18 protein-coding genes and 1 pseudogene are annotated in these 15,725 nt (G+C 52.3%); 13 read left to right on the top strand and 6 right to left on the bottom strand.

All coding sequences use genetic code 11. The features are described from left to right. Window positions 1-39: 39 nt before the first annotated feature. From AACW30_RS07350 to recX, 11 genes are all read left to right on the top strand, one after another. Window positions 40-612 (top strand): phage tail assembly protein, encoded by a 573-nt coding sequence (locus tag AACW30_RS07350; RefSeq protein WP_200624597.1) that lies wholly within the window; start codon window positions 40-42, stop codon window positions 610-612. Then, window positions 609-734, top strand: a complete 126-nt coding sequence (locus AACW30_RS07355) for a hypothetical protein (protein WP_017844653.1) — start codon at window positions 609-611, stop codon at window positions 732-734. Before AACW30_RS07350 ends, AACW30_RS07355 begins: the two co-directional genes overlap by 4 nt. Before the next feature lie 6 nt (window positions 735-740). After that, window positions 741-2,954: a phage tail tape measure protein gene (locus AACW30_RS07360; RefSeq protein ID WP_200624598.1), complete on the top strand. Its 2,214-nt coding sequence runs from the start codon at window positions 741-743 to the stop codon at window positions 2,952-2,954. Beyond that, the gene (locus AACW30_RS07365; protein ID WP_145161628.1) at window positions 2,954-3,337 is read left to right on the top strand and encodes a phage tail protein; all 384 of its coding nucleotides are present in this window, start codon (window positions 2,954-2,956) and stop codon (window positions 3,335-3,337) included. Before AACW30_RS07360 ends, AACW30_RS07365 begins: the two co-directional genes overlap by 1 nt. Further along, the gene (locus AACW30_RS07370) at window positions 3,330-3,542 is read left to right on the top strand and encodes a tail protein X (protein ID WP_200624599.1); all 213 of its coding nucleotides are present in this window, start codon (window positions 3,330-3,332) and stop codon (window positions 3,540-3,542) included. Before AACW30_RS07365 ends, AACW30_RS07370 begins: the two co-directional genes overlap by 8 nt. Before the next feature lie 9 nt (window positions 3,543-3,551). Further along, window positions 3,552-4,559: a contractile injection system protein, VgrG/Pvc8 family gene (locus tag AACW30_RS07375; RefSeq protein WP_200624600.1), complete on the top strand. Its 1,008-nt coding sequence runs from the start codon at window positions 3,552-3,554 to the stop codon at window positions 4,557-4,559. A gap of 6 nt (window positions 4,560-4,565) precedes the next feature. Then, entirely contained in the window at window positions 4,566-5,123 is a 558-nt protein-coding gene (locus AACW30_RS07380; RefSeq protein WP_179678119.1) for a glycoside hydrolase family 19 protein, read from the top strand. Further along, window positions 5,111-5,590 carry a lysis system i-spanin subunit Rz gene (locus AACW30_RS07385; protein WP_200624601.1) on the top strand — a complete coding sequence of 160 codons (480 nt, stop codon included), beginning with the start codon at window positions 5,111-5,113 and terminating at the stop codon, window positions 5,588-5,590. Before AACW30_RS07380 ends, AACW30_RS07385 begins: the two co-directional genes overlap by 13 nt. 81 nt (window positions 5,591-5,671) lie before the next feature. Next, window positions 5,672-6,172, top strand: a complete 501-nt coding sequence (locus AACW30_RS07390) for a CinA family protein (protein WP_106577235.1) — start codon at window positions 5,672-5,674, stop codon at window positions 6,170-6,172. 83 nt (window positions 6,173-6,255) lie between these two features. Next, a complete protein-coding gene (gene recA, locus AACW30_RS07395; RefSeq protein ID WP_003189042.1) occupies window positions 6,256-7,314 on the top strand; it encodes a recombinase RecA in 1,059 nt (352 codons plus the stop codon). An 8-nt stretch (window positions 7,315-7,322) separates the two neighbouring features. After that, complete coding sequence (gene recX / locus AACW30_RS07400; protein ID WP_017137076.1) at window positions 7,323-7,790, top strand: recombination regulator RecX; 468 nt, start codon at window positions 7,323-7,325, stop codon at window positions 7,788-7,790. A 196-nt stretch (window positions 7,791-7,986) separates the two neighbouring features. Here the strand turns inward: recX and AACW30_RS07405 are convergent, their stop codons facing one another. Then, window positions 7,987-9,099 (bottom strand): LOG family protein, encoded by a 1,113-nt coding sequence (locus AACW30_RS07405; protein WP_106577234.1) that lies wholly within the window; start codon window positions 9,097-9,099, stop codon window positions 7,987-7,989. A 378-nt stretch (window positions 9,100-9,477) separates the two neighbouring features. After that, window positions 9,478-9,918: a PA3611 family quorum-sensing-regulated virulence factor gene (locus tag AACW30_RS07410; protein ID WP_106577233.1), complete on the bottom strand. Its 441-nt coding sequence runs from the start codon at window positions 9,916-9,918 to the stop codon at window positions 9,478-9,480. Window positions 9,919-10,116: 198 nt separating this feature from the next. Here AACW30_RS07410 and AACW30_RS07415 point away from each other — a divergent pair. Continuing rightward, a pseudogene (locus tag AACW30_RS07415) lies at window positions 10,117-10,320 on the top strand (DTW domain-containing protein); the annotation flags it as partial. Window positions 10,321-10,381: 61 nt separating this feature from the next. Next, window positions 10,382-12,130: a recombinase family protein gene (locus tag AACW30_RS07420; protein ID WP_200624602.1), complete on the top strand. Its 1,749-nt coding sequence runs from the start codon at window positions 10,382-10,384 to the stop codon at window positions 12,128-12,130. 281 nt (window positions 12,131-12,411) lie between these two features. On the opposite strand, the gene AACW30_RS07425 is transcribed toward AACW30_RS07420, so the two are convergent. The 4 genes from AACW30_RS07425 to AACW30_RS07440 form a co-directional block, all read right to left on the bottom strand. Next, window positions 12,412-13,425, bottom strand: coding sequence for a hypothetical protein (locus AACW30_RS07425; RefSeq protein ID WP_200624603.1), 1,014 nt, complete (start codon window positions 13,423-13,425; stop codon window positions 12,412-12,414). 570 nt (window positions 13,426-13,995) lie between these two features. Then, window positions 13,996-14,583 (bottom strand): hypothetical protein, encoded by a 588-nt coding sequence (locus AACW30_RS07430; protein ID WP_200624604.1) that lies wholly within the window; start codon window positions 14,581-14,583, stop codon window positions 13,996-13,998. 402 nt (window positions 14,584-14,985) lie between these two features. Continuing rightward, on the bottom strand, window positions 14,986-15,390 hold the full coding sequence (locus AACW30_RS07435; RefSeq protein WP_200624605.1) for a hypothetical protein: 405 nt from the start codon (window positions 15,388-15,390) through the stop codon (window positions 14,986-14,988). Between the two features lie 16 nt (window positions 15,391-15,406). Next, a complete protein-coding gene (locus AACW30_RS07440; protein ID WP_200624606.1) occupies window positions 15,407-15,670 on the bottom strand; it encodes a hypothetical protein in 264 nt (87 codons plus the stop codon). Between the last annotated feature and the right edge of the window lie 55 nt (window positions 15,671-15,725).

The raw sequence follows: 15,725 nt of genomic DNA on the forward strand, positions 1-15,725 counted from the left end.
CGCGCTGCTTTCAACAACGCTTAAACAAGGAATTGCCCCATGGCCTGGATGCCACCGCTGCACATTCTGCTGTCTCCGATCACCGCCGACACCGGCGCGACGATCCAGCAGATTCAACTCAAGCCGCTGTTCTACGCCGCGCAAAAAACCGCGCTGGCCCGGGCCGGTGATGACGAGGACGACCAGTTTTTTGAACTGGCGAAACTCGCCACCGGCCTGTCGGAAAAAGAACTCGATCAGCTCAAGCGCCCGGACTACGTGAGCATTGCTCAACACGTACATGAAATGTCGACGCGGCCTGCGTCGTTCTTCCTCGGCGAACGCGATGAACCGTCGCAGCATGAACAGGTGCACCTGCTGCTGCCTCTTGATGCCGCCGGCCGCAACCTGACCGCACTGAGCCTGGAAATGCCCGCCCTGCGCGCTACCAAGGCCATGAAGAAACTCGCCACCAACAAAGAACGCGCCGAATTCATCACCGCTCACTGCACCGGCCTGATGATCCCCGATCTGGCCGGGCTGACCGTTCCCGACTGGACGGAACTGCAGGAGCGCATCGACGATTTTTTAAACAAACCGGCGGACTTCTTTCGGAGCGCGACATCGAAGTGATCCTCGATGTGGTGCCACTGATTTACTCGGTCAATGAGGCGGAGATCCTCGACTGGGACGCCGGAAAAGCATTGCGCCGCTACGACATCGCGATCACTCGCCTTGGCGTCAAACAGGAGTAGAGCGGTATGGCAGGCAATAACCATGCAAGCCCGTCAGCCATCGCCACGGAAGGCGAGCTGACGCTGGGCTCACGTGACACCGCAGTGGCGCAGGCCAGTATCAAACCCATTGCGTCAACACTCGCCGGGCCCTCGGGCGCGATGCCGGTAGAGGCCGCGAGTCTGGGGTTGGCCCTGGCGACTGCCAGCCTTGAGATCAATCTCCTGGCGGCGGGGCAGGATCGGCTGGTGAATACCCTCGAGCTGTTCAACGCCTCACTGCTCAAGATGATGGACGCCCGGCAAGTTGAAGCTGGCGAAGGCGCGGGAGCAGCAAAAGCTGCAGCCCCCGCTGAGGCGCGCAAACCCTCGCACGCACTGGATGCCGCGATGACTGACCTGGATCAGTTGTTGATGTTTGTCGGCCGCCAGCGCAAACAACTGCGCGAAACCAACTTGGCCATGGCGTCGGAACCGATGGTAGCGGCGAGCGGTGCAAGCGCCGTGGACCTGGCACAGGTCGAGTATGTGGCCGCCCGGTCCGGCATCGGCAGCGACCGCAAGGATGCCTCGGGCAATATCGACCGCGCGGCTCGTCAGGACGACCTGACCCAGTTCGCCCGCGACGCAGCCATCATGGCGACGGCCTTCAAGGTCGACGTCAAAAATGCCGGCGACATGATGGGCGGCTGGCGCGAGTCGATGAAAATCGACCGCGAGCAAACCCGGGACCTGGCTGACGCGACCAATGTGTTGGGCACCCATGTTTCGCTCAAGGCAGAAGCGGCGGATATCGGCGCGATTGTGCAGCGCGCAGGGGGTACGGCCACCGCCGCGGGCATGAGCCCCGAGCAGGCAGCGGCGCTTTCGGCGGCATTGCTCAGTGCCGGCAACAGCAAGAGTGCAGCGGGTGTCGGGCTGGAAAAAATCAGCAGCACCCTGGCCAAAGGCGACAGCGCTTCTGAAAGCCAGCGCAACGCGTGGGCGACGCTCAAGCTTGATCCCACGTTGCTCGCTGGCGGGATGCAGCAGGATGCGCCCCAGACCCTGCTCACGGTGCTTGAAGCGCTCAAGGCGCAACCGGCTGAGAAACAAGCGGCGTTGGCCACTCAATTGTTCGATGGCAACCAGTCGATTCTGAGCCTGGTGCCCGCCATCGACACGGTAAAGCAGGCGTTTACGCTGGTGGCCGACAAGTCGGTGTACGCGACGTCGACACTTGGCGAACAAGGCTCGGTCCTGCGTTCGGCAGCGGTTCGCGCAGACTCCACACAGGCACGTCGTCAAGCCTTCGAGGCCAGCACCACGCGGCTGGATACCGCCAAGGATGCCGCGCTGGCGCCGATCGTGGACACCTCGTTGACCGCGATGACCGGGCTGGTGACGGGCGTGGGCTGGTTGGCCGAGGCGCTGCCCAAGACCACGGCCGCTGTAACGCTGGCTGGCGCGGCGCTGGGGCCGGTGTTTTCTGGTGTGTTCGATGCGGTGAAGGACAAGGTGTTCGAGAAGGTCGCCGGCAAGGTTCTCGGAGGCGGCGATACCACACCAGGCAAGGTGAGCGCGCCAGCCAGCCAGAACACACCTAAAGGCAACGAAACGCCGCGCGGTGATCACTCCGCAGACAAGCCTTCACGAACTGCGAGAGCCAGTAAGGTCGCACGAAGAGGCTCCCTTGGCGTGGTGCTGGCGGGTGCTGGCATTGACCTTGTCCAGGGCGCGATGTCGGGGAACCTGGGTAAAGCCGTCGGCACCACGGTAGGGTCAGTCGGCGGCGGCGTTGCCGGTGGCGTTGCTGGCGAATTTGCGGGCATGGCCGTTGGCCGCGCGCTCGGCACGCTCGCCGGGGCGGCGATCGGCTCGGTGGTGCCGGGGGCTGGCACAGTGCTGGGCGGGGTCATGGGCGGTGTCGCTGGCGGTGCCATCGGCAAAGTGGTCGGCGGCGCGCTGGGTACGTTTGCCGGCAGTGATATCGGCGCCTGGCTGAGTGAAAAACTGATGGGCTCCGATGACCGTCTGCCATCACCCGGCGAGACCAGCAAAAAACTCAGTAGCGCTCAAGCCGACAACCGCCAAGTCAACTTCGCGCCGCAAATCACCATCAACGCACCCGAGCAGGCCAACCCACAACAACTGGCCGCGATCGTGGTGCAACAGATCGAGGCGCAATTCTCGCCGCTGTCGATGGACAGCCTGCTGGCGACGCGACGTGACTCGGCCCTGACCGATACAGGAGTGGTGTGATGCGACAACAAATGGCGTTGGGCCCGTTTATTTTCGGGCTGTCCCGTGGGTTTGCCTACGACACCCTGGACCGTTTGAGCAGTGGGGGGTGGGGCAGCCTGGATATCGTTTCCGGCAAGCCCAAATCCACCCAAGTTGGCCAGGCGCTCGAAACGCTGTCATTCGGCGGCAAGGCTGCACGCGCGCTGGGCATGGCGCGGATGGACGAATTGCGTGCGCTGCAAGCCCAGCGTGTGCCGTTGCCGCTGGTCGATGGCGTAGGCCTGAACTGGGGGCTGTGGACCATCAAATCGGTGGACGAAAAACAGTCCTGTGTGATCGATGACGGCACGGCCATGGTGGTCAATTGGGTGTTGGTACTGGAGGAATTCGTCAATGCGTAAGGTTCGAAGTATTGCCGGTGACTCGGTCAACCTGTTGCTCTATCGCGAGCTCCGTCGCTGTGATGATGCCGCCGAAGAGGTGCTGTGGCGCTTGAATCCGCAGTTGGCCGAACAGGGCGCGGTATTGCCGGCAGGCGTCAATGTGATTGTGCCTGAGCTGGATACCCAGCCCGTGGCCAGGCAGCCGGTTACGGCCTGGGATTAAGGAGCAACCATGACACTTGGATTTACACCCGTGGTGGAGATTTACGGTGCCAATGCCGCACTCCTCAATGAGCGGCTATTGGAGTGGGAGCATACCGACATGGCCGGCTTTACGTCCGACCAGCTCAAGCTGACACTCGACATCGAGGGCCTTGAAGGGCTGCCCAGCCTGGGCGGGCGTATCGGCCTGCGCATCGGGTATCGGGAGTCGGGCCTGGTGGACAAGGGCCGCTTCAAAATCACCCAGCGCACACCGTCACTGTTCCCGCTGCGTCTGGTGCTGGTGGCGACGGCGGCGCCCTTTGATGAGCCCGAATTCAAGAAGCGGCGCACCGCCAGTCACGGGCCGATCAGCCTGGGTGCGCTGTTTCGCCAATTGACCACGCGCTACGGTTTTTCACCGCGCGTGGCGCCTGATCTGGAAGGCGAGCATATCCCGCACATCGACCAGACCAATGAAAGTGACATGGCGTTTCTCACGCGTCTGGCCAATCGCCTCGATGCCGTGGCCAAGCCTGTCGACGAGCTGTATGTGCTGGGCCGCAAAGGGCAGACAAAATCGCTGTCGGGCAAGGTCTTGCCGGTCGTGCCGTTGTCGATCACCCGCGACAATCGTCCGGGTGATCGCGCGTTTATCACCGCCAGCTTTACCCAAACCAGCCGCGCTACTTACCTGGGCGCACAAACGTCCTGGTGGGACGCGGCAGCCGGTAAACAACGGGTGGTGCAGGTGGGCATCGCGCCGTTCAAGGTGGTGACGCAGCGCTACCAGAACGAGGCCGAAGCCAGAACCGCTGCGGAGGGCGAGATGCGCCGAGTGGGCCGCGAAGGGATGCAAGTTAATGTGATCTGCCCCGGAAACCCCTTGTTCGGCGCTGAAGGCCTGTTGCTGCTGGACGAATCGTGGCCCGACTTCATGCGCGGCCGTTGGTCGATCAAGACGGTGACCTCCAGTGGCAAGCGCAGCGAGAGTTATCGATGCACGATTATGGCCAACGGTTTATCCGCGGCCGAGTGAGGACCCATGGCTATAACGCTTTCTCAACTGGTTCAAATCCTGCCCGGAGCCCGCCCTGTTGCGGGCCTTTTTTTGTCCGCATTGAACACTGCAATGTCCAGGTTCCAGATCGGCCAACCCAAGCGCATCGCTGCGTTCCTCGCGCAGGTCGGCCACGAATCCGGTGAGCTGCGCTACGTGCGCGAACTGGGCAGCGACCAATACCTCAGCAAATACGACACCGGCATTTTGGCCGCGCGCCTTGGCAACACCCCCGAAGCGGACGGCGATGGCCAGAAGTATCGGGGCAGGGGACTGATCCAGATCACCGGGCGGCGTAACTACCTGGCGTGCAGCCAGGCATTGTTCGGCGACGATCGCCTGCTCGGACAGCCGCAGCTGTTGGAACAGCCACAGTGGGCATGTGAGTCCGCGGCGTGGTTTTGGCAGAGCAACGGCTTGAATGAGCTGGCCGACAAAGACCAGTTCACCACCATTACCCGCCGCATCAATGGCGGCCTGAACGGGCTGGAGGACCGTTTGCAAGTGTGGGCGCGGGCTAAGGCGGTGTTATGCGTTTCTTAGGCGCATTACGGCTGATCGGCGTTTGCCTGCTGGTGGTCGTGACCTGGCAAGTGCAGGCGTGGCGTTATGGCTCGCAGCTCGAGCGCCAGGCGGATGTACAGGCACAGGCGGTTTTGCTTCAACACCTGGCTGAGCAAAAAGAACGGTTGGCGTTGGAGAAGCAGCTCAGCGCCAACGATCAGCAACACGTACAGGAGTTGAACGATGCCCAACATAACCAAGCTGCTCTGCGCGACCGCCTGGCCACTGCTGATGTGCGGTTGTCAGTCCTTCTCGACGCCACCGACCGCAGCCTCAATTGCTCAGTGCCAACCGCCGCCACCGCCAGCGGCGTGGTTCATGCAACCCCGCGAGCCCAACTTGACCCGGCGCATGCTCAGCGAATTATCGCCATCACCGACGACGGCGATAACGCCCTGATCGCCTTACGTGCCTGCCAAGCGTACGTGCGCGCCGTCGGGCGTTAGCATCTTGATCCAGTCTGTCGCTTGCGTGTGCGATTTGCTCCTGTAGGGTAGGCAAATCCCCGCCTACTTCTGGAGTCGACCGTGAAGGAAATCACTCAACTGGCCGCTGAACTGGGTCGCCGTTTGCAGGTGCTTAACGCCCACGTCACCACTGCCGAGTCGTGCACCGGCGGCGGTATCGCCGAAGCCATCACGCGGATTCCGGGCAGTTCGGCCTGGTTCGAGGCGGGATATGTCACCTATTCCAACCGGCAGAAGACCCGGCAGCTGGGCGTACCGGAGAAGCTGTTCGGCAAAGTCGGCGCTGTCAGCCAGGAAGTGGTGGAGGCGATGGTCCGTGGTGCACAGGAAAAAAGCCTGTCGCGCTTTGCCGTGGCGGTCAGCGGTGTTGCCGGGCCTGACGGCGGTTCGCCGGACAAACCGGTCGGCACCGTTTGGCTGGCTTTTGGCGTTGGCGAAGAGGTGACGGCCGAGCTTGCGCACTTCCCCGGCAACCGCGACGAGGTCCGCCGACAAACGGTAAAGGCCGCGCTTGAGGGCTTGTTGCGACGAGCTGCACTAGAAATAGAAAAACAGGGGTAGGCGATCTTCGATCTTTGTGGAACAATACTGTCTACTTATACAGGTGTTGGCCGTCAGGCCTTATTGATTACGTGAGGACTTTAATGGACGACAACAAGAAGAAAGCCTTGGCTGCGGCCCTGGGTCAGATCGAACGTCAATTCGGCAAGGGTGCCGTAATGCGTATGGGCGATCACGACCGTCAGGCGATCCCGGCTATTTCCACTGGCTCTCTGGGTCTGGACATCGCACTCGGCATTGGCGGCCTGCCAAAAGGCCGTATCGTTGAAATCTACGGCCCTGAATCTTCCGGTAAAACCACCCTGACCCTGTCGGTGATTGCCCAGGCGCAAAAAATGGGCGCCACCTGTGCGTTCGTCGACGCCGAGCACGCCCTGGATCCTGAATACGCCGGCAAACTGGGCGTCAACGTAGACGACCTGTTGGTTTCCCAGCCAGACACCGGTGAGCAAGCCCTGGAAATCACCGACATGCTGGTGCGCTCCAACGCCATCGACGTGATCGTGGTCGACTCCGTGGCAGCCCTGGTACCGAAAGCTGAAATCGAAGGCGAAATGGGCGACATGCACGTGGGCCTGCAAGCCCGCTTGATGTCCCAGGCGCTGCGTAAAATCACCGGTAACATCAAGAACGCCAACTGCCTGGTGATCTTCATCAACCAGATCCGTATGAAGATCGGCGTGATGTTCGGCAGCCCGGAAACCACCACTGGTGGTAACGCGTTGAAGTTCTACGCTTCGGTCCGTCTGGACATCCGTCGTACTGGCGCGGTGAAGGAAGGTGACGAGGTTGTCGGCAGTGAAACCCGCGTTAAAGTCGTGAAGAACAAAGTGGCTCCGCCTTTCCGTCAGGCTGAGTTCCAGATTCTCTACGGCAAGGGTATCTACCTGAACGGCGAGATGATCGACCTGGGCGTGTTGCACGGTTTCGTCGAGAAGTCCGGCGCCTGGTATGCCTACAACGGCAGCAAGATTGGTCAGGGCAAGGCCAACTCGGCCAAGTTCCTGGCAGACAACCCGGATATCGCCGCCACGCTCGAGAAGCAGATTCGCGACAAGTTGCTGACCGCAGCGCCAGACGTGAAAGCTGCTGCCAATCGCGAGCCGGTGGAAGAAGTCGAAGAAGCTGATACTGACATCTGAAGCAAACGATGACTGTTGTACTGGATACACTCGTCGCCGTTCGGCGCACTGCGATGGACCTGCTCGCTCGACGCGAGCATGGTCGAGTCGAGCTGACGCGTAAACTGCGTCAGCGTGGCGCAGAGCCCGAGATGATCGAAACTGCCCTCGACCGCTTAACGGAAGAAGGGCTTCTGTCGGAAGCGCGTTACCTGGAAAGCTTTGTCTCCTACCGCGCGCGCTCCGGCTACGGCCCGGCGCGAATTCGCGAAGAGCTGAGCCAGCGCGGTCTGCAACGCGCTGATATCGACCTCGCCCTGCGTGAGTGCGGTATCAGTTGGCAGTCGCAGTTGGAAGATACTTGGCGCCGCAAGTTTGCCGGCCATCTTCCGATTGATGCCAGGGAGCGTGCGAAGCAAGGTCGCTTTCTGAGTTATCGCGGGTTTTCGATGGACATGATCAGCCGCCTGCTAAGCGGCCGAGACATGGAAGACTGAGCTTTCGAGCTGCTGAAATTTAGAATGTAGGCGCTGGCTTGACTGCGACGCGGACACTTCGGTTTCCAGTGGATCGCGGTGACGCCATCGCAGGCAAGCCAGCTCCCACATCGAATCTGCTGTACCTCATCGAACTCGGTAAATTAAAAAGGCCCACTATGAAAATAGTGGGCCTTTTTTTTTTGCCTTCAAAAAATCATGCTGGCTCGGGCGTTACGCGCTGCTGCGCTTTCCCCTGAGCCTGTGCCCAGTTTTCCGGCAAGTTGATGTAATCCACCAACTCTCGTAGTCGGCCTTGATCGCGGCCATTGAAGTTGAACACCAAGCGCGTTAAATGGCTGAACCTCGGCTCATCGTGCTCCTCGCCGGTATAGGCAAGCTGCTGGAATTCACCACTCAGCCGCAGGCTGGCAAACTCGCTTTGCAAATGGGCCAGCGCCCGTTCACTGAGCGGATGGTTCATGCGCACCACGAACTCACGCTTCAACCAGCGCGTGGAGTGGAAGTTGGCATAGAACTGGTTAATTTCGTCCACTGCTGCTTCAGCACTGTGTACCAGTCGGACCAGCTTGAGGTCGGTGGGCAGGATATAGCGATTGGCTTCCAGTTGGCTGCGGATAAAGTCCAGAGCCCCTTGCCAAAAGCCGCCGCCTGGAGCATCCAGCAGTACCACTGGCACCAGTGGGCTTTTGCCGGTCTGGATCAGGGTGAGCACTTCAAGCGCTTCATCCAGGGTGCCGAACCCGCCAGGGCACAACACCAGCGCATCGGCTTCCTTGACGAAAAACAGCTTGCGGGTGAAGAAGAAGTGGAAGGACAGCAGGTTCTCGGTGCCATCGATGGTCGGGTTGGCGTGCTGCTCAAACGGCAGGGTAATGTTGAACCCCAGGCTGTGCTCCAGGCCGGCGCCTTCGTGGGCTGCCGCCATGATGCCGCCGCCACCGCCGGTGATCACCATCAGGTCCGATTGCGCCAGCTGGGCGCCGACTTCCCGGGCCAAGGCATACAAAGGGCTTTCAACCGGTGTGCGCGCCGAGCCGAACACGGTCACCTTGCGGCGGTCCTTGAACTGTTCGAGCACGCGGAAGGCATTGTCCAGCTCGCGGATCGCCTGCAAGGTGATTTTGGCGTTCCAACGGTTGCGGTCGTCCTGGGCCATGCGCAGAACGGTGAGGATCATGTCGCGATAAAGGGGAATGTTCGGGCTGCTGGGCGCGACCAGCTGGAGTTGCGCGTCGACCTGCTGAGTGAGGTCGGTCCCGTGTTCTTCAAAATGACGGAGCAGGCGGTCATTCGATTCGTAAGGCATTCAACTTCTCCTTCTTCACAGAACCTGGGCCCTCGGCGAGGTATTCGTCCGCGGCCACGACACTGCATGTGTCGCTGCACGCCAGGGGCATTGCACGGTGTGCACCGAGCGGCAAAGCGGGCTCTGTATGTTCCTTGTGATTTGGAAACCTTTGCACTGCAAGTCGCAGGAGGGCAACCCTCTTTTGCCCTGAAAATGTTACAGAACGGCTTGGAAAATGCGCGGAGCAGGCTGTCGGGATGACTTGATCATGAGCCGAAAAACCCTTGGCTGGCAACCGGTTATTGGCCGCACATCAAGCAGTTTAGTTGTTGGCAAGCAAAGACAGCGAGGGATGTGCGCGCCACAGGACAGCAGCGCGCGACGGTGGAGCAATCGTTACTTTTTCTTCTTCGCTGCGGCAGGTGCCGGGCAATCGGCCTCGACAAACTTGACCGACGCCACCGGGCGGTTGGTCTTGTTCTCGGAGATGTCATAGCGCATCACAGCGCCTTTGGCCATCAACTCGCGGTAACCCTTGTTCAGGCACACGCTTTGACCCAGCTGGAAATACACGGCCTTGGGGTTGGCGCGCATCTGTTCGGCCCGGTCAGGTTGCACGCTGAGGTGATCGATCAGCTGCATGCCTTCAACGGTGTAGGCCACTTCCAGGGTTTTTTCGTCGATTTCCCGGGGTAGGTCCTTGTTGCTTTCGGCCGCGACGCTTTGCAGCTTCCTGTTCATTTGGGCCTCCAGCAGCGAGGCCGCGTGGGCGCCCATGGGCAATACCAGCGCAAGGGCGACGGATGGGGCAACAAGACGCAGCATGGAACGCAGCATGAAAATCTCCTGATTCGGTTACTGGTGCATAGACCAGCCACTGCGCTGTGCGTTCAGTGGCGCGCAATTATAGGTGAGCGCCTGCCACTACAGCCAGGCGTATCGCTCAGAAGTGCCGGCGGCTCTGCTAAACTGCCGCCACTTAAGCCTGTCTCGAGTTCCCCCAGTGTCGATTTTCCCTTCTACGGGTTACGCCCGATGAGCCATGCCGTTTCCCGTTTGCGTACCCAACGGCTGGCGCGGGCCGTGCGCCCATTCCTCAACCGTGGTTCGCGCGCCGAGCGTTGCCCGGGCTGCCGGGTGATTCCCGAATATTGCCTGTGTGCCTGGCGGCCGCAGGTAGAAGCGCGCTCGGCAATGTGCCTGCTGATGCACGATGTTGAACCGCTGAAACCGGCCTCATAGTAAAACTCTCAAAACACAGCTACAGTCAGCAAATCCGCTGACTCTGAGGGTTTTCAGCATGGCAAAGACAATCTACACAGACAACCTCACCGCTAGCGGAAAGGTCAAAACATATAGCTACCTACGCTATTCGTCTGCCGCGCAAGGCGAGCAGTTTGGGGGCGATTCTGTACGCCGCCAGAATGACCTGATTCAGAATTTTCTAGACACTCATAACGCAGAAATTGTTAAGTCATTTGAAGACTTAGGGATTTCAAGCTTTCGCGGTAAAAACGCAAAAAACTTAAAAACCGCCGAATTCGCGAAATTTTTGCAGAAAGTAGAAAACGGTGAAATTGAAAAAGGTTCTTACCTAATCGTTGAGGGTTTCGACAGGATTTCACGTCAGAAGGGTTTAAATACAGTAAAAATCATTACTGATATTTTGCATAAGCATATTAAAATTTTCACGCTTTCAGATAAAAGACTTTACGATATTGAAGCTCAAAATCATTTAGAACAAATCATTATGATTACTGTGATAAATGAGCGCGCACACAATGAAAGTCTTGAAAAATCCAATCGTCAAAAAGCCTATTTTTCTGGAAAAAGGCGAGGTTTTGTATCTGGTAAAGAAGAACGCCTTGCTACTGGTATTTACCCTGCTATGTCCAAGCGTGCCCCGTGGTGGCTTCGCGTTGACGAAAAAGGGAATTATCAGCCAGTCCCGGAAAGAGTCGCAGAAATAAAATATATTGTAGATTTAATGACGACAAAGGGTTTCGGGATTAAAAGAGCCTGTCAGTTAGTCAATTCACAAAATTCTTTACGGGTATGGAATCGCGACTACATTACAAAATTAATTCACGAAGATTGTTTGTTTGGGCACCACCGCCCATATGAGACAAGCCACAGCGAGACAACCGGGGGCGTCTCTTACAAATTCAATGGCGAAAAATTTGAAAATGTTTTCCCCGCAGTCTTCACAGAAGAAGAAATTTTAGCAGTTCGTGGGGCGTTCAAAGAACGCCTTGGAAAACGTGGAGGGAAGAAATCGCAGCAGCAAAATAATATTTTTACAGGCTTAGCAAAATGTGGTTTTTGCGGAAGCCCACTACGTCAACACCAGTTGACCAGCAGGGGCAAAAAATACTTCTATTTAAGCTGTTCAGCCAGCCAAATTGGAACGTGTATCACTGCTACAACTGTCACTACAAGATATGACGAGTTCATTAGAAACTTCTTCAAAGCAAGTGACCACTTTGACTTTAATTCATTGCTTAACAATGACAATGAATCATTTTCAAATGTTCATTTAGAAAGCAAAAAAGAGCTTATGATTAAGCTTGAAAAGGAAGAACGTATTTACAATGGCTTGCAGGAAACTATAAGCAGCTTGTTAGAGTCTGGTGAAATGCTACCGGCGCTTTACACAAAGAAAATCGTTGAAGTCGAAGCTAAAATAAAATCGTTGAAGGACGAAAAAGACAAGCTTGAATTCAAAATCATGTCTGAAAATAGAAAGGCTAAAGACTTTATCAAAGTGGACGTTGATTTTATCGAGCAGTTAACAAACGACATAGATTTGAGATTGAAGACATACAGCCATTTGCATGACTACATTCATGCAATTTATTTCAGAAACAAGAAAGTCTATTTTGAAGAAGTAGACCATTTCACGGTAATTTTCAAGAATGGTTATGTGCTTTCGTTCAACGAACATTTCACCAAGTTGAAAGAAGCTGCACCGCTCATAAATGAGCCTATCAATCTCTTGGAGCACGGCTACACGATTGAAAGCTATGTTGATTCAATACTAGACGTATAAAGCCTTGTAGTGCCTCTCAGTGCCCTTTCACGGGCACTAGCGGGCATTGCAGGGCTTTTTTTATGCCCTAAAAATGTCACATGCTCTTTAGAAAGCTTGTACCACTCAGAAGCTTTAAAGCCCCCGTATTGCTTGAGTTATTGCCGCGCACAAGCTCTATCAAACGATACTCATAAACCAACCTTAAAGGCACAAAAAAACCGCCGTTTAGGCGGTCTGTAAAGCTTGTATCTAACAATAATAAAAACGTGCATATGAAATAACACTTAATTCAAATTACACTACTTTGAATCTTTGTCAAATAAAAATTCTAACATGTCAAACTTTTTGTTTGAGTCGATTGTTTCGTTTACTTGGTTTAGTCTTTTTGTGAAGTAATCGCTGTGAGCTTGATTGTTGTTGGCTCTTGATTTTTCTTTTGTGCTTAATTTGCTTTGTTTTTTGTATGTGAAAGAAACGTGGCTCATTTGTCTTTTATGCAACTTATCGTAAACAAATTTTGAATTTGATATTACGCCTTCAATCTGAAGTTTCTCAAATGCACGCTTTATCTCTAAATTCTGATTCTTTTCGTCGGCGTATGAATACAAATCAAGCCTATCAATTAACACGCTTCTAGGTATGAAATTAAAGCCTGTATTTGCCATTATGTACATGTACAGATTTGAGGCAACGGGGCCAAGTTTTTCTAAAAATGGTATTTCAATCATTCCTATAAATTTTTGCGTGGACTCTCTAGAAGAATCAATAAACTTTTTACTGACATTCACGCTCATTGTTTCAAATGACTTTGAATAGCCTTCTCTTACGTTGAAGTTATCAATTTCAATATCTGAGAATATGTTAAAAATGTATAGCTTGTTGTCATATCCATATTGCATAGATATTTTCACAAGTCTTTTAAGTGTTTCGTGAGTTCTTTTGCGTTTTTCAATAGACCTATAAATCACAGGGTTTAAGCCCATTCTTGTGTATATTTTGTCGAATTCGATTTTTAGGTGTGCGTCAGAGCTAAGCTTTGAATTTACTTCTAGCCTACTGTCTATCTCTTTTAATAGCGCAAGAAGGAATTTCATATCAAAGAAAGATAGTTTAATCATATCTATTTCAACATTTGAAAACTCGCCTAAAGAGCCGTAAACCTTTGGTTCTCTCTTCGTTCCCGCGCTTTTGCCAAACATTGACACTAGCATGAACAGTTTAAAAACTGGCACCACGTTTTCAGCAGTTTTTATTGTTGTTAAGCCATGTTCTTTACGATATTGAATATTATCTGTAGTTTTTTGAGTTTCCATAATTTCCTTAATTTATTAGGTTAGTATCATTGTTGCATGTATTTTTTAAAAGTCAAATGCATTACCAGCCGAAATATTGAAAATACTAACAAAATATTATCAACTGAGTTGCAGCCGAAACCCAACTGAGTTGCAGCCGAAATCCAACTGAGTTGCAGCCGAAACCCTATATATATATTAATAAGATAAAAACAAATAAGAGGAATAAGGAAAAATGTTTTTTTGTTTTTTGATTTAAGGAAAAAAGCAGCTAAAGAAATTTTAGAGCATAAAGCATTACTCCCTCTGGGAAGCTTCGCTTTTTGGTGAAGCAATGAAAGGCAGAACGTCAGGTTTGACGTTCTAAGGAGCGTTTACAGCTCTTAAATCTTTTCTGACGTTAAATTGCATGAGCGAGAAAAATAACAGCCTGAAAACCCTATTTCTGTCTCAAAAGAAATAACCACCAACGGCAGAATGCCGCCCAGAACAAATACTATAATATTGTAGTAGATATAAATCAGAAACAAAGATTCAGAAACAACAAAACCTGCATGAGCAGGTAATGACGTTTTATCAGCGTATTTTTAATCAGCTTGTAAAATATATGTACGAGCCTATTACTGATAAGCAACAAGCAAAAAAGCTAAAGAAAATTAGGTTCCCTCTCGATTTATTATTTTCTATCGCTTTGTTGATTGACTGTTCTGCTTTATTTGTTGCGTATAAGAAAAGCTTAAATGTCAAAAAGGGCACTGCAATTGCTATGAAGAATGTAGCAGCGAAGGCGGCGTTTATTTTGTCTGTTGGTACAAAACAGTAATTAAACACAAACATTAAAACAGCGGCTATAAGCTGTGAGAAATGATAGTGATTAATATATTTATAGAATTTTGCTGTTGCTGCATATGTGCCAAACATTAATAGCACAACTAAATTTATAGTGAAGATATTCACAATATTAAGATTGTCTAGTTGCATGCTTGCAATAATGCATAGCGGAAGGAACATAAATAGCGTCAGTGGTATTGGAAAGTTTCTTAAAATCCCAATTATTGCTTTTGGTGCTGGTATTTCTTTTGGCTTTGGTGGCTCAGCGTTAGGTTTTGACAGCTCTCTAAAATCAGCGTCTGATATTTCCTGTGCTTCTTTTTCCAAATCAGTGTTTTCTTTTTTCATAATTATCCTCTTGTTGTTTATGATTGGCTTGAATAATTACAAGCTCAATTACATAATATCATTATATTTATGAAAAGTAAATCCGTGAAGGTCTATATTTTCAATTTATTTTGTTTTGGACGGGTTTTTTAATGTTTTAATGGATAAGGCGCAAAATATGATTTTTGATAATTGTAATTTTTGGTAAATGGTGAAAATAATATTTAATATATTTTGCTGATTTAAAAGTATTTTTTATAGTTTTGTTGGATAAGGGTTTCGGTCAGTGGTTCGGTGCATGATTGCCACGTCTTTTCAGCGCTCATTATGCTTCGCGTCATGAACCCTAAAAATCCCCGGCCCGAGGGTAAATCTGAGGCGAAAAAAAGCCGCTATCAAAGCGGCTCTCAGTTTCTCACAGGGTTAGATTTTTTCAATTTTAATCTCATTTCTACCTTCTTTTAGGTTGTATTGACCATTTCCAGTTTTCAACATTTGTATCACTCTAAAGCAATATCCGTCTTTTGCAATTTCAGGTTCTTTACAATTTCCTTCTTGTTTAGGCTCTAATCCAGATTTTGTAGTGTACAGATTGATAATATTGCCTTTTTCTTCATGAGCATATAAATCTAGGGGGAAGCCGAAAGATATGCCGTATTTTGTGATTGTTCCATTTTTAACAAAATCGTTATCAAGAAAAATCTTGTACGTTCCTAAAAGTTCTGGAATAGCTTCTGCCGGGTTGAGTTTCTTAACTGTATCTGCGCTTGCAAGAAATGACGTGCTTATTAAGCAAAAGCCAAGTGCTGTCAATAATCCTGTTTTCATTTACCTATCTCCATGTTTAGTTTTTGATTTTTATGACGCTTATAAGCCTGTTTCCGACCGCTTTAAAGAACCCTGCATAGTTGAACGTCCTTATAGCTATGATAGCCGCAAACAGAGCCAGAGACGCCAGAAGGCAAAGAACAGTAGAAAAGGCGATAGAAAGATTCACGCCAAAATCATGACTAGTGAAAAATTCTGCAAACTTTTCAAAGAAGTAAAGCGGCGTAAGGACTACGAAAAGTCCAGAAGCCCAGCTATGTTTAAACACTTCATTATTCATTTTCTACACCTCTTTTATAATGCTCTTTATACATAATAGCACTTATCATGTTTAA

Origin of the sequence: Pseudomonas sp. MF6747, assembly GCF_963890955.1 — a bacterium.
Taxonomy (GTDB): domain Bacteria; phylum Pseudomonadota; class Gammaproteobacteria; order Pseudomonadales; family Pseudomonadaceae; genus Aquipseudomonas.